General features: G+C 61.2%; 17 protein-coding genes. 8 read left to right on the top strand and 9 right to left on the bottom strand.

Annotated features, from left to right (window positions below):
• Positions 1-52: 52 nt before the first annotated feature.
• The 8 genes from GXP70_RS09370 to GXP70_RS09335 form a co-directional block, all read right to left on the bottom strand.
• Entirely contained in the window at positions 53-448 is a 396-nt protein-coding gene (locus GXP70_RS09370) for an FxsA family protein (protein WP_225442736.1), read from the bottom strand.
• Between the two features lie 219 nt (positions 449-667).
• Positions 668-1,159, bottom strand: coding sequence for an acyl-CoA thioesterase (locus GXP70_RS09365; RefSeq protein ID WP_162356191.1), 492 nt, complete (start codon positions 1,157-1,159; stop codon positions 668-670).
• Positions 1,160-1,293: 134 nt separating this feature from the next.
• On the bottom strand, positions 1,294-3,048 hold the full coding sequence (pyk, locus tag GXP70_RS09360) for a pyruvate kinase (protein WP_162356190.1): 1,755 nt from the start codon (positions 3,046-3,048) through the stop codon (positions 1,294-1,296).
• Positions 3,049-3,097: 49 nt separating this feature from the next.
• Positions 3,098-4,108: an acetyl-CoA carboxylase carboxyltransferase subunit alpha gene (locus GXP70_RS09355; protein WP_162356189.1), complete on the bottom strand. Its 1,011-nt coding sequence runs from the start codon at positions 4,106-4,108 to the stop codon at positions 3,098-3,100.
• Positions 4,098-4,970 (bottom strand): acetyl-CoA carboxylase, carboxyltransferase subunit beta, encoded by an 873-nt coding sequence (gene accD, locus GXP70_RS09350; protein WP_162356188.1) that lies wholly within the window; start codon positions 4,968-4,970, stop codon positions 4,098-4,100. The genes GXP70_RS09355 and accD overlap by 11 nt, the downstream gene beginning before the upstream one ends.
• A gap of 136 nt (positions 4,971-5,106) precedes the next feature.
• The gene (locus GXP70_RS09345) at positions 5,107-5,301 is read right to left on the bottom strand and encodes a glutamate decarboxylase (protein ID WP_162356187.1); all 195 of its coding nucleotides are present in this window, start codon (positions 5,299-5,301) and stop codon (positions 5,107-5,109) included.
• Positions 5,302-5,596: 295 nt separating this feature from the next.
• Entirely contained in the window at positions 5,597-6,091 is a 495-nt protein-coding gene (locus GXP70_RS09340; protein WP_162356186.1) for a phosphatidylglycerophosphatase A family protein, read from the bottom strand.
• Between the two features lie 185 nt (positions 6,092-6,276).
• Entirely contained in the window at positions 6,277-10,155 is a 3,879-nt protein-coding gene (locus tag GXP70_RS09335; RefSeq protein ID WP_162356185.1) for a DNA polymerase III subunit alpha, read from the bottom strand.
• A 463-nt stretch (positions 10,156-10,618) separates the two neighbouring features.
• Here GXP70_RS09335 and GXP70_RS09330 point away from each other — a divergent pair, with 463 nt between their 5' ends.
• From GXP70_RS09330 to GXP70_RS09320, 3 genes are all read left to right on the top strand, one after another.
• Positions 10,619-10,945: a YtrH family sporulation protein gene (locus GXP70_RS09330; protein WP_162356184.1), complete on the top strand. Its 327-nt coding sequence runs from the start codon at positions 10,619-10,621 to the stop codon at positions 10,943-10,945.
• Between the two features lie 3 nt (positions 10,946-10,948).
• Complete coding sequence (locus tag GXP70_RS09325; protein WP_162356183.1) at positions 10,949-11,461, top strand: sporulation membrane protein YtrI; 513 nt, start codon at positions 10,949-10,951, stop codon at positions 11,459-11,461.
• 118 nt (positions 11,462-11,579) lie between these two features.
• Positions 11,580-11,876 carry a YtpI family protein gene (locus GXP70_RS09320; protein ID WP_162356182.1) on the top strand — a complete coding sequence of 99 codons (297 nt, stop codon included), beginning with the start codon at positions 11,580-11,582 and terminating at the stop codon, positions 11,874-11,876.
• 475 nt (positions 11,877-12,351) lie between these two features.
• Here GXP70_RS09320 and GXP70_RS09315 read toward each other — a convergent pair whose 3' ends face one another.
• Positions 12,352-13,647: a DRTGG domain-containing protein gene (locus GXP70_RS09315; protein ID WP_162360391.1), complete on the bottom strand. Its 1,296-nt coding sequence runs from the start codon at positions 13,645-13,647 to the stop codon at positions 12,352-12,354.
• Positions 13,648-13,932: 285 nt separating this feature from the next.
• Here GXP70_RS09315 and GXP70_RS09310 point away from each other — a divergent pair, with 285 nt between their 5' ends.
• From GXP70_RS09310 to GXP70_RS09290, 5 genes are all read left to right on the top strand, one after another.
• Positions 13,933-15,303, top strand: a complete 1,371-nt coding sequence (locus GXP70_RS09310; protein ID WP_162356181.1) for a YheC/YheD family endospore coat-associated protein — start codon at positions 13,933-13,935, stop codon at positions 15,301-15,303.
• Between the two features lie 86 nt (positions 15,304-15,389).
• Positions 15,390-16,586, top strand: coding sequence for a YheC/YheD family endospore coat-associated protein (locus tag GXP70_RS09305; protein WP_162356180.1), 1,197 nt, complete (start codon positions 15,390-15,392; stop codon positions 16,584-16,586).
• Positions 16,583-17,959: a YheC/YheD family endospore coat-associated protein gene (locus GXP70_RS09300; RefSeq protein ID WP_162356179.1), complete on the top strand. Its 1,377-nt coding sequence runs from the start codon at positions 16,583-16,585 to the stop codon at positions 17,957-17,959. The genes GXP70_RS09305 and GXP70_RS09300 overlap by 4 nt, the downstream gene beginning before the upstream one ends.
• The gene (locus tag GXP70_RS09295; RefSeq protein WP_162356178.1) at positions 17,959-19,104 is read left to right on the top strand and encodes a YheC/YheD family endospore coat-associated protein; all 1,146 of its coding nucleotides are present in this window, start codon (positions 17,959-17,961) and stop codon (positions 19,102-19,104) included. The genes GXP70_RS09300 and GXP70_RS09295 overlap by 1 nt, the downstream gene beginning before the upstream one ends.
• A gap of 17 nt (positions 19,105-19,121) precedes the next feature.
• Positions 19,122-19,568 carry a GNAT family N-acetyltransferase gene (locus GXP70_RS09290; RefSeq protein ID WP_162356177.1) on the top strand — a complete coding sequence of 149 codons (447 nt, stop codon included), beginning with the start codon at positions 19,122-19,124 and terminating at the stop codon, positions 19,566-19,568.
• Positions 19,569-19,578: the final 10 nt, after the last annotated feature.

Here is a 19,578-nt window from a genome sequence, read left to right as displayed (position 1 = left end):
ATCTATTCCTTACGTTTATAATTTTGTCTTGTGCCTTGCAGCGAGCCGAGGACTATCTTCTGCGGATCACGAACGAGCCGTTCCGAACCTTCTTCTCCAGCCACTTATAAAGCAGCATCCGATAGAACGGTCTCGTCATCGGCAGCAGCAGCGTGACGCCGATAATGTCGGAGAAGAAGCCCGGCACGAGCAGCAGCAATCCCCCGGCCAGCACGCATACGCCGTTCAGCATGGCATGCCCCGGCGGCTTGCCGCTCTGCAGCTGCTGCTGAACGACCGCGAACGCTTTGCGCCCCTCCGTGCTGGCCAGCTTCGCGCCCAGGAATCCGGTAAGCAAGATTAAGCCGAACGTCGGCCATCCCCCGATGAGATGACCCATCTTGATAATACCCCATAATTCAACCGCCGGGATAATAATTATTGCGGCAACCAGCCATTTCAACATCATCGATCACTCCCTCGGTTGCATGGGCGAGCAGTTCCGCGTCAGCGGAACGACCAGCCTAGGTTGCATAGGCGAGCAGTTCCGCGTCAGCGGAACGACCAGCCCTGGATGCATGGGCGAGCAGTTCCGCGTCAGCGGAACGACCAGCCCTGGATGCATGGGCGAGCAGTTCCGCGTCAGCGGAACGACCAGCCCTGGATTCTTGCCCGGCAAGCTTACAGGTTACAGGTTCAAAGCCGCCGCCTGCAGCTTGGCGTAGAGCTCGGGAAGCGCTCTGTCGAGGCGCGACGGCTTCCATTCGCGATTGACCCATACATGGCGCGTTCCCCCATGGACAAGCAGCTTGCCGGGCGGTTCCGCACCGTCCCGGAAGGCCGGGTAGGTCTCCCCTTCCCCGACAAGGCGCACTTGCGAACGGAACGCCATCCGAATCGGCGACAGCTGCTCGATTCTCGTGCAGACGAGCACATTGTCGTCGTAGCGCGCAGGCGAGACATAGGCGCAATCCAGATCGACGACCGGCAGGAGCAGCCCTTCCTTCTCGACCGCCGTATACGGCGTCCCAAGCGCGCGCACGATCTCGGTGCGTCCGACTTCAAACCAGGTTGCATAATTGCCGTAGAACACGACGCCCATCTGGTCGGTTTCCTGATACCTGACCCGCATCGGATACAGATGCCAGCGATAGCTCGTCCCCGCGATTTCCTTCGTCATTCGCAATCTCTCCTTGCTTCGATCGATGCTTCATTCCATCCGAACCTTCCGTTCGAACGGTTCCATTCGAACGAAAAGCGACGGCGCTTGCGCGCCATCGCTTCTATATACGTACTATAAATCTGGTCGGTTCCTTACATGACCTTCGCTTGTCCGGAATAAATAACGCCGACTTCCGCGTAAACCGTCACTTCGGTACCGTCGTGCAACAGTTCCAGCGCGTTCTGAACGCCGAGAATAACCGGGATGCCCAGATTGAGCGCCACGATCGCCGCATGGCTCGTAATGCCGCCTTGCTCCGTGATCACGGCTGCCGCTTTCTGGATCGCAGGCATATATTCGCGGTCGGTGGAAGACGTCACGAGAATAGAGCCTTCCGTCGTCTTCGCGATCGCTTCCTCAGGCGTGCGGGCGACGACGACCTTGCCCGTCGCGCTCTGGCTGCCGATGCCTTGGCCTTTGGCGAGCATTTCGCCGATCGTATGGATTTTGATCAGGTTCGTGGAGCCGGAACGGCCTACCGGTACGCCCGCCGTAATGATGACGGTGTCGCCCAATTTCACGAGACCGGAGTTGATGCCGCCTTGAACGGCGATGTCGAACATCTCGTCCGTCGTTTGCGCCGGCGTTCCGAGCGCCGGGATAACGCCCCAAATGAGCGCCAGACGGCGCATCACTTGCTCGTTCGGCGTCACGGCGATAATCGGCGACTTCGGACGGTACTTGGACACCATGCGCGCCGTATAGCCGCTCTCCGTCGACGTGATGATCGCTTTCGTGTTCAAGTCGAGCGCGGAATTCGCCACGGCTTGGCTGATCGCTTCCGTGACGGTCGATTGCTGCGCTTTGGCCTGCTTCGTGAAAATCTCATGATAATCCAGCGCGGATTCCGCGCGCACCGCGATACGCGACATCGTCTGTACGGATTCGACCGGGTACTTGCCCGCAGCCGTCTCGCCGGAAAGCATGATCGCATCCGTGCCGTCGAAAATCGCGTTCGCGACGTCGCTTGCTTCCGCGCGCGTCGGACGCGGGTTGCGCTGCATGGAATCCAGCATTTGCGTCGCCGTGATGACCGGCTTGCCGGCGCGGTTGCACTTCTGGATCATCGTTTTCTGCACGAGCGGCACTTCTTCGGCCGGGATTTCGACGCCCAGGTCGCCGCGGGCAACCATCAGGCCGTCGGACACTTCAAGAATTTCGTCCAGGTTGTCCACGCCCTGCTGGTTTTCGATTTTGGAAATGATCTGGATATGGCTCGCATTGTGCTTCTCCAGCAGTTCGCGGATTTCGAGCACGTCCGTCGCTTTGCGCACGAACGAAGCCGCGATGAAATCGATGCCCTGTTCGATGCCGAACACGATATCGCCCGCGTCCTTCTCCGTAATGCCCGGCAGCGAAATATGTACGCCGGGAACGTTAACGCCCTTCTTGCTCTTGATCGGACCGCTGTTGACGATGCGGCATTTGATCTCCGTGCCCTGCACTTCTTCGACCGTGAGGCCGATCAGGCCGTCGTCGATCAGAACCGTCGAACCGACTTCGACGTCGGCAGGCAGGTTGGCGTACGTCACCGGAATCCGGTCGCGGTCGCCCAGGATTTCTTCGGTCGTCAGCGTGATCGTCTCGCCCTGGTTCAGCTCGATCGGCTCTTCCTTCAGTTTGCCGAGGCGGATCTCCGGTCCCTTCGTATCCAGCAGGATCGCGACGTTCTTGCCGAGCTCGCGGCTTGCTTGACGGATGTTCTTGATCCGGTTGCCGTGCTCTTCGAAATCGCCGTGCGAGAAGTTCAAGCGTGCGACGTTCATGCCCGCGTTAATCAGTTTCTTCGTGTTTTCCAGCGATTCGCTGGAAGGACCGATTGTACATACGATCTTTGTTTTGCGCATAGGTAATTTCCATCCTCCGTTAGATACGTCTACGTTTATTGGCGATTGCTTACACTTGTGCGGATTCGACCTCGGCGACGGGCGCCGCGGATACCGCCGGCGGCTCCGGCGAACGATAAGCGCCGACTTTGCGGAATTTATTGTAACGGTCCGTGACGAGCTCTTCCGGCGTCATGCGGGACAGCTCGACCAAGTGGCGCCACAAGGCTTCCTTGATCGTTTCGGACTGTGCCGCGAGATCGCGGTGGGCGCCGCCCTGCGGCTCCCCGACGATCTCTTCGATGATGCCGAATTCGAGCAAATCGGCTGCCGTAATTTTCATGACGGCGGCTGCTTCATCCGCGCGGCCCGCGTCCTTCCACAGAATGGACGCCGCGCCGTTCGGCGAAATCGCCGAGTAAATGGCGTTCTCCAGCATCAGCACGCGGTTGCCTACGCCGAGCGCAAGCGCGCCGCCGCTGCCGCCTTCCCCGATAACGACGCAGATGATCGGAACGCCGAACGTGGCCATTTCGCGCAAGTTGCGGGCGATGGCCTCCGATTGTCCGCGTTCCTCCGCGGTATTGCCGGGATACGCGCCCTTCGTGTCGATCAACGTCACGATGGGACGGCCGAATTTATTAGCTTGCTGCATCAGACGCAGCGCCTTGCGGAAACCTTCCGGATGGGGGCTGCCGAAGAAGCGGGCGATGTTGTCCTTCGTATCTTTGCCGCGCTGGTGGCCGATAACCGTTACCGGCACGCCGTTCAGCTTGGCCAACCCGCCGACGATCGCCAGATCGTCCGCGAACAGGCGGTCGCCGTGCAGCTCGATGAAATCCGTAAAAATCGCCCCGATGTAATCGAGCGACGTGGGGCGTCCGTGGTGACGGGCCAGATGCATTTTCTGGGCCGGCGTCAATTCATTGTACAAGTCTTCCTGCAGCTGCTTGCAGCGTTCCTCGAGGCGGGAAATTTCATCGCTGAAATCGATGCCCGACTCTTGGCCGAATTTCTTCAATTCTTCGATCTTCTTCTGCAGCTCGTTCAGCGGCTTCTCAAACGGCAGCTCACCCGCCATTGATCATATCCCCCTTCGCGGAATGCATATCAAGCAATTTGGTCAGCAGCGGCTTCATTTCTTTGCGGTGCACGACCTTGTCCAGCTGTCCGTGCTGCAAATTGAATTCCGCCGTCTGGAAATTATCCGGCAGTTTCTGGCGGATCGTCTGTTCGATGACGATTCGGCCGGCGAAGCCGATCAACGCGCCGGGCTCGGCCAAATTGAAGTCGCCCAGCATCGCGAAGCTTGCGGATACGCCGCCAGTCGTCGGATCGGTCATGACGGAAATGTACAGTCCGCCGTCGCTTTGGAACTTCGCCAGCGCGGCGCTCGTCTTGGCCATCTGCATGAGGCTGAGGATGCTCTCCTGCATGCGGGCCCCGCTCGACGTCGAGAAAATAATAAGCGGCACTTTCTTCGCATGGGCTTGTTCGATCGCGCGGGTGATTTTCTCCCCGACGACGGAACCCATGCTGCCCGCGAAGAAATCGAAGCTCATGAAAGCGGCGACGACCGGCATGCCGCCGATCGTCCCCTCGCCGGTCACGACCGCGTCGGTCAGGCCGGAGCTCTTCTTCTGTGCTTCCACTTTGCCGGCGTAGCCCGGGAACCCGAGCGGATCCACGGAAGACAGCTCGGCGTCGAACTCCGTCAGACGGCCCTCGTCGAGCGTGATCGCGATTCGTTCCCAGGCGCTGAGACGGAAATGATGGCCGCAGCTCGGGCACACTTTCAAATTTTTCTCCACTTCTTTAGAGAACTGGATATTGCCGCACTTCGGGCACTTGGACATCAAGCCTTCCGGAATTTCCGGCTTCGTACGCGGCTGGCCCGAAGGGATCGTGGCGTATTTTTTTTTATGGAATAAGTCCTTGAACACGAGTGACACCTCTTTGGGGCGCAGTTTGGAATTGCCAGCCTGCGCATGGAAACGCAGTCGGATTAGAATTGCATGCCGCGCATAGGAACGCAGACGCTTGGAAATGCATGTTTCGCTCGGAAGTTCGGTCGGTTCGTTACCGTTGCGAGTTCAGAATGCTGTTCAATACTTCCTGCACTTCTTCCAGCTCGCCCGACGGAACCAAGATTTCGTATTGCTGCTTCGAAACGTTGATCGGGCGAATCTTCACAAGAAACCCTTCCTGGGTCAGCCGGTTTTTGATGCTCTCCGCAATTTTTGCCGTAGGCGCGATATAGATAACCGTCCACATGAAGGAACCTCCTGGCTTTGTTAAAAGATCATCTGACCGCACAAGGCGAAACGCCCGACGCCGTCCGAACGGCGGCGACGGCGCTACGATCCGGAGAAATACAAGCTTACCGATAAGCCGCAAACGATGCAAGCCGACGAAAGCTTCTATTTCATGGAAAAGCCATGGCATGCATGCCTTATAAACTCTCGTTATCTGGGCATATGATGTCATAATGATACCATATGTGTAGATTCCATCGCAACGCCGCATGGCTGGAAGCGCTGCCGCGTTCTGGACGGCCGGCCCGGAACCGCTAGGATTGGCCTCCGATTTCATAGCGGTTCGCTTTCGGATCCTGATGCGCGATCCGCGCCGAGGCCGCCGCCGCCAAGCCGGCCACAAGGTCGTCGAGAAACACGTGCACATGCTTGCCTTTCTCGTTCAGCTTGCGGATGATGCCCGGCTTCACTTTGTCGAGATAGCCGAAGCTCGTCAGGCCAATCATCCCGTACACGTTCGTAATGCCGAGCGCAAGCGTTTCGTCCACGCCGTACAGCGATTCGTCCGCCTCCATGATCGCCTGAAGCGGCTCCGGCAGCATTTTGCGTTCGGCCAATTCATCCAGCGCGATGCCGGTGAACAGCACGTATTGCACTTCCCGCTTGCTCAACACGTGCAGGACGCTCTCTTCGCATTCTTGGTAAGTCAGGTCCGGATTATAAGGGCGCTGCAGCGAAAAAACGATATCCGCGACATCGCTCACCTCAACCCCGCGCCGATTCAGCCAGTTCTCCATATTGGACGACATCCATAATCCCCCCGCATCGGCTTGTACGATAAGGAGCGCGCCCGGGCGGAAATTCAGCCGCCGCGCGGTGCGCCGCATACGCGCAAGCCTCGGAAATGCGGAGCCGCCAGTCTTGTTTAGCTCCGTGTCTCCTAAATGTATGCGGAGATTCGAAAACATGTGCATGCAAGATAAAAAGGCTGACGTTATTTGACGATCGCCGAGCCTTTGCCGAAAATCGCTTCAATGTCGTGCAGCAGCCGCTCGGAAGGCTTGACCCGGAACGACTCGCTCAGCGCGACCGTACGCCCTTCGCGCTCGTAGAAGAGCACCGTTTCGAGCGGGCCCGCGCTGCGGGTCAGCAGCGCTTTCAGCTTCTCCAGCGCCGCGGGTTCCTCGCGGCCGGCGGCGATTTTGACATAGAGCCGCTGGACGCGCCTGGCGGCCGGGGCGGCGCTGCCCCCCGCGGCGGCAGGCGCTTGCGCGCTCGGCGCGGCGCCCTGCGCATCGGCGCGCGGCTCGCGGCCGCCGCCGTCCCGGGCCGCCTGCGGCCGGCCCGCCGCGGGGCCGCTGCGCGCGCGGCCGCCGGGCTGCGCCGCCGTGTGCGGCCTGCCGGCCGCATGGCCCGGCTCCGCCTGGCGGCCGCCGGCTGCGCCGGAAGCGCCGGCGCGGCTGCCCGCGGCGCCGGGTACGGCCGTGCCCGCGCCGTCCGGCCTGGCGCCGCCGAACGGCGCGGCCCCTGCCGGCGCGACGGCGCCGCCGTCCTGCAGCGCAGCTCCGCCGGCGCCGCGCCCTTGCGCGGCCGCTTGATCCCGCGCGGCCCGGCTTTGGCCGAAGCGCAGCAGGCGCTGCACCTGCGCCGCGAGGTCTCCCGGCGCGCCGCCGCCCTCGCCGCGGCCGAGCGGCAGCACGTCCTCGAGCAGCAGCTTATAGTCCTCGTCCTGCTGCTGCAGCTTGGCCAGCGCGAGCACGAGACGGCCGGGCTCGAGCGCCTGCTCGTGGCGCTTCCACACCGTCGGGAACGCCACCGCCTCCACGCGCATGATGCGGTCCTCGATCTCGAGGAACGCCATCGCCTGGCCTTTGCGCGTCATCAGCGGCTTCCGCGTGAGAACCATCGCCGCGACGAGCACGTACGCCCCGTCCGGAGCTTCGGCGAGATCGACGAGCCGGTCGACCGGCAGGCCGTCCAGCGCTTCCTCGAAATCGTCGAGCGGATGGCCGGACAAATACATGCCGAGCAGTTCCCGCTCCAGACCGAGCAGCTGCCCGGTCGTGTAAGGCAGGACTTCCGGCAGCTCGACGTCCCAGTTCTGCACCTCGTCGAAGCCGAACAGCTCGATTTGGAGCTCCTCGCGCTCCTTGCGCCATTTCAGCGCGGCTTCGACCGTTTCGTCCAGCGCCGCGATCAGCTGCGCGCGGTGCGCGCCGAGCGAATCGCAGGCGCCCGCCTGGATCAGCGACTCCAGCACGCGCTTGTTCACGACGCGCAAATCGACGCGGCGGCACAGGTCGAGCAGGCTGTCGAACTTCCGCTCTTCCCGCTCCTTCAGCAGCGACTCGATCGCCTGCGTGCCGACGTTCTTGATCGACGCCAGGCCGAACCGGATCGCGCCGCCGACGGGCGTGAACGTCACGCTGCTCTCGTTCACGCCGGGAGCCAGCACCTCGATGCCCATCCGGCGGCACTCGTCCACGTATTCCGCCGTCTTGCGCTGATTGCCCGTCACGGAAGCGAGCATCGACGCCATGAACGGCACGGGATGATTCGCTTTCAGCCACGCCGTCTGGAACGCGAGCACGCCGTACGCGGCCGCGTGCGCGCGCGGAAAACCGTAGTCCGCGAAGCGGACGATCATGTCGTAGACGGCGTTGGCGTCCCGTTCGCTATAGCCCTGCGACAAGCTGCCGCTGACGAAATGCGCGCGCTGCTCGTCCAGCACCTCGCGCTTCTTCTTCGACACGGCGCGGCGCAGCAGGTCGGCTTCGCCGAGCGAGAAGCCCGCCATCGACGACGCGATCTGCATGATCTGCTCCTGATAGACGATGATGCCGTACGTGTCGGCAAGAATCGGCTCCAGCGACGGATGCGGGTACTCGACGTCCGCGAGACCGTGCTTGCCCGCGATGTACTTGGGGATAAATTCCATCGGCCCCGGGCGGTACAGCGCAAGCACCGAGACGATATCTTCGAATTGCGTCGGCTTCAGCTCCTTCAGCACCCGGCGGACGCCGGCGGATTCCAGCTGGAAGATGCCCGTCGTCTCGCCGCGCGTCAGCATCGCGTACGTCTCGGGATCGTCGTCCGGAATGTGGCGGAAATCGATCGTAATGCCCTGCTCCCGCTTCACCCAGTCCAAGGCGCGCTCCAGAATCGACAAGGTGCGCAGCCCGAGAAAATCCATCTTCAGCAGGCCGACGGCTTCCAGATTCTCCATGGAATACTGCGTCAAGGCCGTTCGCTCGGTCCCGGCCTGCAGCGGCACGTAATTCGTGAGCGGCTCGCCGGAGATGACGACGCCGGCGGCATGGGTCGAAGCATGGCGCGGCATCCCTTCGACCTTGAGCGCCATGCGCAGCAGGTCGGCCGTCTTCGGCTGGCGCTCAGACGCCTCGCGCAGTTCGGCGCTCGTCCGCAGCGCCTCTTCGAGCGAAATGCCGAGCTGGTTCGGAATAAGCTTGGCCGCGCGGTCGACTTCGCCGAACGGCACCGCCATCGCCCGGCCGACGTCGCGGACCGCCGCTTTGGCGGCCATCGTTCCGAACGTGATGATCTGGGCGACATGCTCCTCGCCGTATTTGGCCGACACGTAGGCGATGACTTCGTCCCGCCGCTCGTCGTTGAAATCGACGTCGATATCCGGCATCGAAATCCGCTCGGGATTCAGAAAACGTTCGAACAGCAGCTTGTATTTCAGCGGGTCGACGTCCGTAATGCGAAGCGTGTACGCCACGAGGCTGCCCGCCGAGGAGCCCCGTCCGGGGCCTGTCCGGATGCCCTGCTCATGGGCGAAGCGGATGAAATCCCATACGATCAGGAAATAATCGCTGAACCCCATGCTGTCGATGACGCTCAACTCGTACCGGAGCCGTTCCGTCGCGCGCTCACGGTAAGCGGCGTCCGCCGTCCACTCCGCAGTGCCCGCATAGCGCGCGTCGAGTCCTTCCCGGCACAGCGCCTCCAGATAAGCGGATGAGCTCATGTCGGCCGGAATCGGGTGGAAGGCAGGCAGCAGCGCCCTGCCGAACGTCAGCTCGAGCGAGCATTTCCCGGCGACTTCGGCCGTGCGCGCCACCGCGTCCGCGGCTTGCCCGAATTGCCGGTACATCTCGTCCGCCGATTTCAAATACATCTGGTCGGTCAGCATTTGCAGCCGGTCGTCGTCCTCGACGGTTTTGCCGGTGCCGATGCAGATCAGCACGTCCTGCACCGCGGCATCGGACGGCTGCAAGTAATGGACGTCGTTCGTCGCCACGGTCTTGATCCCCGTCTGCTCGGCCAGCGCCAGCGTCGCCTGCAGCACCTTCTTCTGCTCCAGCATGCCGTGATCCTGAAGCTCGAGGTAGAAGTCGTCGCCGAAGATCGACCGGTACCGTTCCGCCGAGCGGAGCGCATCGTCATGCCGGTCGTGCAGCAGATGCTGCGCGATTTCGCTGCCGAGGCAGGAGCTGAGACAGATCAGGCCGTCCCCGTGCGCCCGCAGCGCGTCGAAATCGATCCGCGGCTTATAGTGGAATCCCTCCAAATGCCCGATGGAGCTCAGTTTCATCAAATTGCGGTAGCCTGTCTCGTTCTTCGCGAGCAGGATGAGGTGATAGATCGGATTATCCTTGCGCGCCCCTTTATCGAAACGAGAGCCCGTCGTCAAATAAACCTCGCAGCCGATGATCGGCTTGATCCCCCTGGCCCGGCAAGCTTTATAAAACGGAACGGCGCCGTACATGACCCCGTGGTCGGTCAGCGCCAGCGCCTTCATGCCCTGCTCCGCGGCAGCCTCGACCAGGTCCTTGATCCGAGCCGCCCCGTCGAGCAGGCTGAATTCGCTATGTACGTGCAAATGCACGAATTCCCGTCCGCCGTTCATCGCCATTCCCTTCTTTCTATCGTAACGAGCATCGTTCTCTATCTATCGATTGCTTTCTATGCTTTCTTATTATTTTATCATATTGGCGCCCCGCCCGCCCATACAATGGACTAGGGCTGGTCGTTCCGCTCACGGAACTGCTCGCCCATGCATCCAGGGCTGGTCGTTCCGCTCACGGAACTGCTCGCCCATGCATCCGGGGCTGGTCGTTCCGCTCACGGAACTGCTCGCCCATGCATCCAGGGCTGGTCGTTCCGCTCACGGAACTGCTCGCCCATGCATCCAGGGCTGGTCGTTCCGCTCACGGAACTGCTCGCCCATGCATCCGGGGCTGGTCGTTCCGCTCACGGAACTGCTCGCCCATGCATCCGGGGCTGGTCGTTCCGCTCACGGAACTGCTCGCCCATGCATCCGGGGAGGACGAGCCGTCCCCCTTACTTATGCGGAAAGGAGCGCGTTCAGCATGGACTCCTTCGTTACGAAAGCCACGATCGACTTCTTCATCGCCTTCGGCGTCGTGTTCGGCGGCTCGATGCTTGCCGGCATCGGCTCCGTGTTCGTCATGACCGCGCCGGCGGACGCGATGCTGGACACCGCGTCCCGCTTGAAAATCTGGGCGCTCGTCGCGGCCGTCGGCGGCACGATCGATCCGATGCGGGTGATCGAGAGCAATATGATCGAAGGCCGCCTGTCGCCCGTCGTGCTGCAGCTCGGCTACATCCTGTGCGCCTTTCTCGGCGCCCACATGGGAACGGAACTGATCCGCTGGCTGTGCAGAGGGGCGGTCTAGCGAATGCGCGTGCCGCCCTTCGAGCGTTTTACGAGATTAATGGCAGCCTCTGCCTACGTCGTGCTCGGCACGATTATCGGCGCCATGCTGTACCATGCCGTCTTCTTCATGAATTTCAACGCCTTGCGCGATACGAACACGGAGCTGGAAGGCAAGCTGAGCGAATACGAGGACCGGATCGAGAAGCTCGACCAGTTCAAGAACCAGCATACGGTCGTGAAGAGCATCATGACCATCTTGTTGGACGGGAAGGATGACGAGTCGGACAAGAACCTGGACGAACAGTCGAAGCTTGCCTTGAAAACCCAGCTGAAGGAAGACCTGTCCGTCTTCCTGGGGACCAGCATTTACAAAATCAATTCGAACGCGGAGCTGGCCAGATTGCTGCTGAAGCACAAAAACTATATCGTCGGGGGAAATAAAGAATATACCGTGGAAATCCATACGGTGCTTGTCGTGGATAACGTGCTGCAGGTGTGGTTCGTCGCCAAGAAATACGATCGGCCGCTCGGTTGATTCCGTTCGGACATCTCCGGGGCAGCCATGCGCTTGGGCATTTACGCTTGCCGCTCCTTTCGTGGTACAATAAAGCAAATCATTAAGCCTGTCACGATAAAGGAGCTGCTCGCACGTCATGGTTACCGCCTTACACTGGATCATCGTTACGCTCATCTGCCTCACCGCGCTGTGCTCGGTTTATTTCAGCTACAACGCGCGCCGCACCTCGGACGTGCGCCGGCGCGGCATGCTAAGCGCCCGCCTCAACATGTGCATGGGCGTCATGCTCGTCTTCATCGCCCTGTTCATGATGCTGGCGTTCTCCGGCTCGACGGTCAAGGTCATCATCAGCGCGCTGATCATCGTCATCGGCCTGTTCAATCTGTTTGCCGGACTTCGCAACAACAGCATCTACCGCTCCATGAAGGGCTAGTCCGGGCAAAAAAAGCGTAGTCTGATCCCGCCGGTCATCGTTGGATATGGAAACGGACAGGAAATCCGTTAAAGCCATAAAATGGCGGTTTTCGGGGATGCTGCGGACCCTGGATCCGCTATTGGACCAATAAGAGCGCTGAATCCCGGCTGCGGATGCAAATAACGGCTCTTGTGTCCGTCGATCCAAGCAATTGACGGCAAATCGCAGAAATAGCGGATTCTGTGTTCGTAACTATGCAGGCTGTCATAATTGCGAGGCCGCGAGCCCAGCAATCCGCGATTGCAGGGGGTCCTTGCATGCGCCAGGCCCGTACTTGTCCGCGATTCTTATAGCTGCCGATACTTCATGGCCCGCGATTTTCATAGCTGCCGGCCTCTCCGCTGCATAGCATATCGCGCAGGGTATCATCCGCCTGTAATCAGCCGGTTATCGATTGCCGGTTATCGATTGCCACAGCCAGCCTGAACAACCCCTAATAAGGATCTATGAGCTGCGCCGCCAGCAGCGCCTTGGCCGCCGTCCCGACGGAATCGTTCAATTCGATTTCGAGCTTGGCGCTCTTACGGCTGATCTCCAGCAGCGTCGGCCGGATGACGACCTCGCTCTCCAGCTGGATCGGCCGGACGAAATACGTCGTCATGCTCTCGATGACATAATCCCGCTTCCCCAGCTCCCGGATCAATCCCCTTGCCGCATGCGTCATTAACGTGACGAGCACGCCTTCCGAAATGGTGCCGAACGTGCCGGACATTTGCGGCGTAATCCTTCCCTCGTACTGATAGCCGTCTCCGCCCTCCGACGCCTTCTTCTGAAAACCCGCGCCGATCAATTCGTCGAACGTTTCGCCGGATTCCTTTTGCTTGCCCGCATACCGCATCGCTTCGAGCGCTTCGCTCCGGCTGATCGCCGCCAGCAGCTTGCGGTTCTTGTCCACGATCGGCAGCAGGTCAATCCCTTCGGCCGCCATCGTATGCGCCGCGGAGGCGATCGGAATGTTCGGCGCGGCCGTGATCGGGCTGCGCGTCATCAGCTTCTCGACCGGCTGGCCGTCGTCCGCCCCTTCCGCGTCCTTCGCCGTCATCATGCCGACGACGCGTCCGCGGTCGTCCAGCACGGGAAAGCGCGTGCCGCCGACGCGGCGGGACAGCTGCAGGTAATCGCCCTTCGTCTCGCCCAGGCGCATCGTTTCGACGGGACGGCTGTAGGTGACGATATCCTCGACGAGCATGATTTTCTGCCGGATCAGCCGATCGAACATCGCGCGGTTGATCATGGACGCGACGGTGAACGTATCATGCTTGGAGGAGATGATCGGCAGCCCGAGCCCGTCCGCCAGCAGCTTGATGTCGTCGCTCGTCCCGAATCCCCCCGTAATCAACACGCCGGCCCCGTGCTCCAGCGCGATGCGGTGCGCGCCCTGCCGGTTACCGACGATCAGCAGGCTGCCGGCGTCGATATACCGCACCATGGCGTCCAGCTCCATCGCGCCGATGACGAATTTATGCAGCGTCTTGTCCAGACCGTTCGCGCCGCCGTACAGCTCGCCCTGCACGATGTCGACCACTTCCCCGAACGTCAGCCGGTCCAGCGATTCACGGTTGCGCCGCTGAATCCGGACGGTGCCGATCCGCTCCTTCGTGCTGACGAGCCCCGTCGATTCCGCTTCCTTGATCGCCTTGTACGCGGTCCCTTCGCTCACGTCCAGCTCGTCCGCCATCGTGCGGACGGACAGCTTCGTTCCGATCTCGAGCCGGCGAATGTACGCCATCAGCCGCTCGTGCTTCGTTTGCGCCTCGGGCGCTTTTCCATCGGCCGTCACGGCGGTCACTCCTTATCTCTCGTTTGCGTGCAGCTTGTCTGGTTCCATTTTAGCAGAAAGCGCGTCCCGGAAGTACGGCAGTTTGGGCGCGCGAACGGGATATTTCTATGAAATCGGATGCTGTCCGCCAATCACCAAGGGATAGATGTCCTCATATGATGAACTAATTCGTGTCAAAACCCTATGGACCCTGGCCCAAACGTCATCATCTCCGGCATGGAAGGAGATCCGTCGATGCTGAAAACGAAAGTCGCCGTTCAGGTCATCAGTCCCGGCATGCTGCCGGATGATGCCATCATGCTCGGCGACGCTTATTTGAGACAATGGAAAATCCCGCAAGGTCAGCCGGTGACGCTTAAATTCGGGGCGATGCGCCAGTACGTGAAAGTCGTGCCCGTCGAACGGTTCGACGGCATGCGGATCGGACAGAGTCTCGCGCGTAAAATGGGGCTGCTGGGCAATACCACGCTTCGCATCCGTTATCGGCCCGAGGAGGCCGTGCTTGCGTTCGGGCCGCTCATCGGCGTGCTGATCAGCCGCGATGACCCGGAGCGCAAGGAGCGTCCTTTCGGCTCCATTACGATGTTCTGCAAAGAGTTGGTGGACGCCTGTCAAGCGCAGGGCGCCCATGTTTATTTCTTTACGCCGCTTCACCTGAAAGGCAATTTCAATACCGTCGAGGGCTGGGTGTACGCGGACGGCGGCTGGCGCAAGACGTATCTGCCTTCGCCGGACGTCGTCAACAACCGGCTCACGTCGCGCAAGCTGGAGAACCGCCCCAACGTGCAGGAGTTCATCCAGGAAGTGAAGCTTCGCCACAAGAGCACGGTATTCAACGAGAAGTTTCTCGATAAGCCCGAAGTGTTCGAAGCGCTGGCCAAAGACCCGGCGCTCACCAAGTATTTGCCGGAATCGCATGTGCTGAAGAACTTCCCGATGCTCAAGTCGATGTGCGGCCGGTACCATACCGTCTTCCTGAAGCCGGTCCGCGGCAGTCTAGGCAAAGGCATCATTCGCATCACCAAGCTGGATGCGGATGCGTATTCTGCACAGTATGCAACTGTCGGGGGTACGCGCAGGCATTATTTCAGCAGTCTGCTCAAGCTGTACGGCTCCATCTCCGGCAAAATGAAAACCGTCCGCTACCAAATTCAGCAAGGCCTCAATTTGATCGACATCATGGGCCGTCCGGTCGATTTCCGGGCGCTCGTGCAGAAGAACGAAACCGGCAAGTGGGTGCTTACGTCGATCGTCGCCCGTACCGCGGGGAGCCATCACTTCGTCTCCAATCTGGCGCGGGGCGGCACGCTGAGCACCGTGCGCGAAGCCGTCGGCCGTTCCAATCTGTCCGGCGCGAACAGCCATGAAGCGCCCGGCAAGCTGCAGCGGGCCGCGCTCGATATCGCGCACGGCGTCGACACGTTCATACCGGCGCATTTCGGCGAGCTTGGCATCGATCTTGCGCTCGACACGAGCGGGCGGGTCTGGCTGCTCGAAGTGAACTCCAAACCGTCGAAGAACGACAACACGCCGCTGCCGGATCAGAAAATCCGTCCCTCCGTCCGCAATATGGTTCGTTACGCACGGCATTTGGCCGAATTCTAACCAAGAATACGCTTTCGAAGTCGTATTGCTTTCAATGCCGGTAACGGGCAACAGGCTTCGCACAAAACTGTTAGGAGGGCACGGATATGGCTGAACCAGCACCATCCGGCATCCTCGGCATTATGATCAGCCAGCGGCAGCCGGACGGCTCCGGCGAGAGCGAGAGCGAACGTTCCCCCCTCGTCATGCCGGAGGAATCCTTCTGCCGCCGCCTTTGCGCGTACGGGCAATCGATCGGCATGCTCGTGTTTTTGTTTTATGCCTCGCAGGCCGCGGCAGCGGCCGAGGGCTGGATGCGCGGGTTTCGGCTCGCGGAAGGCGAGTGGCGGGCGGGGCGGTTCCCGCTGCCCGATGTCGTGTACGACCGCGCGCTGCCCGTCTCCGCCGCGCAGGCCCGTCATGCGAAGGAAGCGCTGCGGCGCTTGATGCAGCGCAAACGTTACGTGCCGTTGAACGGCTCCCTTCCCGGCAAGCTTGACGTCTACGACGCCATGCGGCACGATCCGGCGCTGACGCGGCAGCTGCCCGACACCCGGCGCTATGAAGGCGCAAGACAGCTCGCGGAGCTGCTTGCACACGCGCCGAAGGGCCTGTTCCTGAAACCGTCCGCCGGCTCGCACGGCAAAGGCGCGCTTCGCCTGCTGCCGCTCGCGGACGGCTGGCAAATCGACGGCAGGGACCGGCATAACCGGCCGTTCTCCAGAGGATTCCGTAATGGCGAATGGGCCGCCCTCTGCGGCTGGGTCGGCCGCTTCGCGTCCGCGGCCCCGTATCTCGTGCAGCCTTGTCTGCAGCTGACCGACGACGAAGGCCGCTCCTTCGACGTGCGCGCGCTCATCCAGAAGGACGGCCGCGGACGCTGGTCGTTCACGGGGGCCGCGGTACGCCGGGGCGGTCAAGGCAGCGTGACGGCCAACTTGCACGGCGGCGGTTCCGCCGTCCCTGCGGCCGCCGCGCTGAGCGCCCGCTTCGGCGAAGCGGCCGCAGGGAAGCTGCTGGCGGATATCCGCGGCGTCAGCGAAATTTCCGCCGCCTGTCTGGAGGCGCGCTTCGGCCGCTTCGCCGAGCTCGGCCTCGATTTCGGCATCGAACCGGACGGCCGCTTATGGCTGCTCGAAGCGAACGCGAAGCCGGGGCGCCAATCGTTCGACGGCGACGTCCTTGCCGCCGGGCTGGCCGTCCGCCGCCCGCTTGATTACGCGAAGCTGCTGGCCGCCGGCAAGCAGCCCGCATTCCCGTCCACCCGAATTCAAAGGAGATACATCCAGGAGGTTCATCCATGAGTTTGACATCTTGTCATGTACACTTCTCACCCTCAAGCGAACGCATCGTCTTCCTGTCGGGCTCACTCCTACGATCCCTCAAAATGACCGGCAAGAAAACGATCAATTTGAAATTTGGGCATGAAAGCGTCACGGCGGCGGTAAAGCCGATCAACCGGCAAGGCAACCATCTCTACCTTTCCGCCGCCGTCCGCCAAACGATCAAGGTTCCGAAAACCGGCAGCATCTCGTTCGTCCAAGGCGAAGAGAACGCCGTCCAGCTCGGACCCTTGATCGGCGTGCTTACCGACGGCAGCCGCAACGGCGGATCCCCGTTCGGCTCCCGCTCGGCGTATATCCGTCAGCTGATCCGCATGGGCGAGCGCAAAGCCTATGTATTCGCCTTTACGCCGAGGGACGTGAATTGGACGAAAGAGACGGTCAACGGCTACTTCCTGAACAGCTCGGGCAGCTGGTACCGCAAAGTCGTCCCGCTGCCCGACGTCGTATACAACCGCCTGCCCAGCCGTTACGCGGAAACGACGGCCTCGATCATGTCCATGCGCGAGCGCTTCGTCAAGAAAGGCGTGCCGTTCTTCAATTGGAGCTTCTTCAATAAGTCCGACGTCTATAAGCTGCTGGACCGCGACGTGGAAGCGCTCGAGCACCTGCCGGAATCCGTCAACAACCCGCGTTCGGACAAAATCAAGGAAATGCTGGAGAAGCATCAGTTCATCTACTTCAAGCCGACGGCAGGCAGCCTCGGCATCGGCATTTACCGGCTGACGTACCATCCGAAGCGCGGCTACTTCGCCAGGTACCGCCGCGGCAACACGAACGTGCTGCTGCGCTTTACGAACTTCAACAGCCTGATGCGCATGCTGGAGACGCGCCACGGCAGCGGTCTCGGCCGCTACGTCAGCCAGCAGGGCGTGCGCTTGATCGAAATCGACGGCTGCCCGATCGACTTCCGTTTCCATATGCACAAGAACGGCAATAACGAATGGGTGCCGGTCGGCATCGGCGCGAAGAAGGCGGGCCGCGGCAGCGTCACGACCCATATCAAGAACGGCGGCCAGCTGCTGACGCCGGAACAGGCGCTCGGCCGGGCGTTCGGCGACAAGGCCGACGAAATGCTGGAGAAGGCCAAAGCGGTCTCCATTAAGCTCTCCCAGGCGATCGAGCGCAATTTTCCGCATACGCTCGGCGAGCTCGGGCTCGATATCGGCATCGACAAGGACGGCGATATCTGGATGTTCGAAGCGAACGCGAAGCCGGGCCGGTCGATCTTCAGCCATCCGTCCCTCCGCTCGCAAGGCCGCGACTCCATGGCGCACATCCTGGAGCACTGCCTGTTCTTAAGCAAGTTCAAGGAGCAGGGAGGGACGGAATGATGGCGTTCGTCATTCATGAGGATACGGCGGAAGCGACCGTTCAAGCCAAAACAAAGCAGCCCGTCCTCGCCGTTCTGACGATCGAGGATGAGCTGCAGCTGTTCCGCGGCAACCGCGAGAACTTCGCCGACATCATCGCCGCCGGCAAGGAACACGGATTTCTCGTTTACGTCGTCACGGTCAAACAGCTGCTCCTGAACCGCAAAATGTTGAACGGCTACACGTTCGACACCGGTTCGAACAGCTGGCAGCTGCAGAAGTTCCCTTTTCCGGACCTGATCTATAACCGCATCCCGCTCCGCGAGGATGAGCTGCAGCCGCTCGTCAGGCGGAAGATCGCCGCCTGCATCAAGCATCCGCGCGTGCAGATCTTCAATCCGAAGTTCTTCAACAAGTGGAGCCTGTTCAAGTGGCTGCGCGAATCGCAGACGACGCGGCCGTTCATTCCGGCCACGAGCCGGCTGCTGACGGTGAGCGGACTCGGCAAGATGATGGCGCGGCACAAATTTCTCTATCTGAAACCGGTCAGCGGCAAAGCCGGCAAAGGGATCATGACGATTCAGCTGGAGCCCGAGAAGGTACTTCCTTACCGGCTCAAAATTCAAGGCAATAAAGGGAGCACCACCTACAACTGCGGTTCCATCGTCAAGTTGTGGAGCCGCATCAAGAAGGAAAGCAGCGGCGAGCGCTACATCGCGCAGCAGGGCATTCGACTGGCCGCCTACAACGACCGCTCGTTCGACCTGCGCGCGCTGATTCAGAAGAACAATCGCGGCCAATGGGATATTTCCGGTATCGGCGCGCGGCTCGCCGGCTCCATGAGCATCACGACGCATGTGCCGCGCGGCGGCAGCATCGAAGATCCCGAGAAACTGCTTGTCGGCGTATTTGGCCAAGACGAAGCTAATAAACTTCTTACAAAGGCCCGCACGACGGCGCTCACGATCGCCCGCCAAATCGAGCGCGGCTCGAGGCGCAAGCTGGCCGAAATGTCGATGGACCTCGGCATCGACCAGTCCGGGCAGGTCTGGTTCTTCGAAGCCAACGCCAAGCCGATGAAATTCGACGAGCCGGACATTCGCAAACGGTCGCTGGAACGGATCTTTCAATATAGCAGCTATTTGTTGAAGGCAAGGGACAAATAGCGAGGGAGGGAATGCTCATGCAGGTAAAGCTGCTGTCGCCGTCTCAATGGTCGTCCGCCAAGGAACGCATCACCCGATTTCTGTACCGGTACGGCGACAGCCGCCTTACCCTCGCCGGATTGGCCGCGCTTAACGATCTGCGCGCCGCGCGATTAGCCGCAAGCCGGGGGTCCGAACCCGGAGCGGCGGTCGCGGTCGCGCTCCATGACGGCAAGCTGGCGGCGGTCGCTTACGCGGAAGACGGCGGCGAGCGCGCCTGCTTCGTCGTCGTTTCGCCGGCGTTCCGCGGCCAGGGCGTCGGCAGTCTGCTGCTTCGGGCGCTTCACCGCAAGCTTGGCCGCCTCGCGTGCAGCGTCGCCGCCGACAATCCTTCGAGCATGAATATGTGCTTCCGGGCGGGCATGAAGGCGGTCAGCCTCCATACCGGACCTACCGGCAAGCCGACCCTTCGGTTCGAACGCTAACGCGTATCGC

The sequence above is a fragment of the Paenibacillus lycopersici genome (genome assembly GCF_010119935.1).
GTDB lineage: Bacteria > Bacillota > Bacilli > Paenibacillales > Paenibacillaceae > Paenibacillus_Z > Paenibacillus_Z lycopersici.
This window is presented reverse-complemented; position numbering and strand designations above follow the sequence as displayed.

Excerpts from the sequence above, each read along its gene's own strand:
- GXP70_RS09370 (WP_225442736.1), bottom strand. The coding sequence starts at position 448 with ATGATGTTGAAATGGCTGGTTGCCGCAATAATTATTATCCCGGCGGTT.
- GXP70_RS09365 (WP_162356191.1), bottom strand. The coding sequence starts at position 1,159 with ATGACGAAGGAAATCGCGGGGACGAGCTATCGCTGGCATCTGTATCCG.
- pyk (WP_162356190.1), bottom strand. The coding sequence starts at position 3,048 with ATGCGCAAAACAAAGATCGTATGTACAATCGGTCCTTCCAGCGAATCG.
- GXP70_RS09355 (WP_162356189.1), bottom strand. The coding sequence starts at position 4,108 with ATGGCGGGTGAGCTGCCGTTTGAGAAGCCGCTGAACGAGCTGCAGAAG.
- GXP70_RS09345 (WP_162356187.1), bottom strand. The coding sequence starts at position 5,301 with ATGTGGACGGTTATCTATATCGCGCCTACGGCAAAAATTGCGGAGAGC.
- GXP70_RS09340 (WP_162356186.1), bottom strand. The coding sequence starts at position 6,091 with ATGTCGTCCAATATGGAGAACTGGCTGAATCGGCGCGGGGTTGAGGTG.
- GXP70_RS09335 (WP_162356185.1), bottom strand. The coding sequence starts at position 10,155 with ATGAACGGCGGACGGGAATTCGTGCATTTGCACGTACATAGCGAATTC.
- GXP70_RS09330 (WP_162356184.1), top strand. The coding sequence starts at position 10,619 with ATGGACTCCTTCGTTACGAAAGCCACGATCGACTTCTTCATCGCCTTC.
- GXP70_RS09325 (WP_162356183.1), top strand. The coding sequence starts at position 10,949 with ATGCGCGTGCCGCCCTTCGAGCGTTTTACGAGATTAATGGCAGCCTCT.
- GXP70_RS09320 (WP_162356182.1), top strand. The coding sequence starts at position 11,580 with ATGGTTACCGCCTTACACTGGATCATCGTTACGCTCATCTGCCTCACC.
- GXP70_RS09315 (WP_162360391.1), bottom strand. The coding sequence starts at position 13,647 with ATGGCGTACATTCGCCGGCTCGAGATCGGAACGAAGCTGTCCGTCCGC.
- GXP70_RS09310 (WP_162356181.1), top strand. The coding sequence starts at position 13,933 with ATGCTGAAAACGAAAGTCGCCGTTCAGGTCATCAGTCCCGGCATGCTG.
- GXP70_RS09305 (WP_162356180.1), top strand. The coding sequence starts at position 15,390 with ATGGCTGAACCAGCACCATCCGGCATCCTCGGCATTATGATCAGCCAG.
- GXP70_RS09300 (WP_162356179.1), top strand. The coding sequence starts at position 16,583 with ATGAGTTTGACATCTTGTCATGTACACTTCTCACCCTCAAGCGAACGC.
- GXP70_RS09295 (WP_162356178.1), top strand. The coding sequence starts at position 17,959 with ATGGCGTTCGTCATTCATGAGGATACGGCGGAAGCGACCGTTCAAGCC.
- GXP70_RS09290 (WP_162356177.1), top strand. The coding sequence starts at position 19,122 with ATGCAGGTAAAGCTGCTGTCGCCGTCTCAATGGTCGTCCGCCAAGGAA.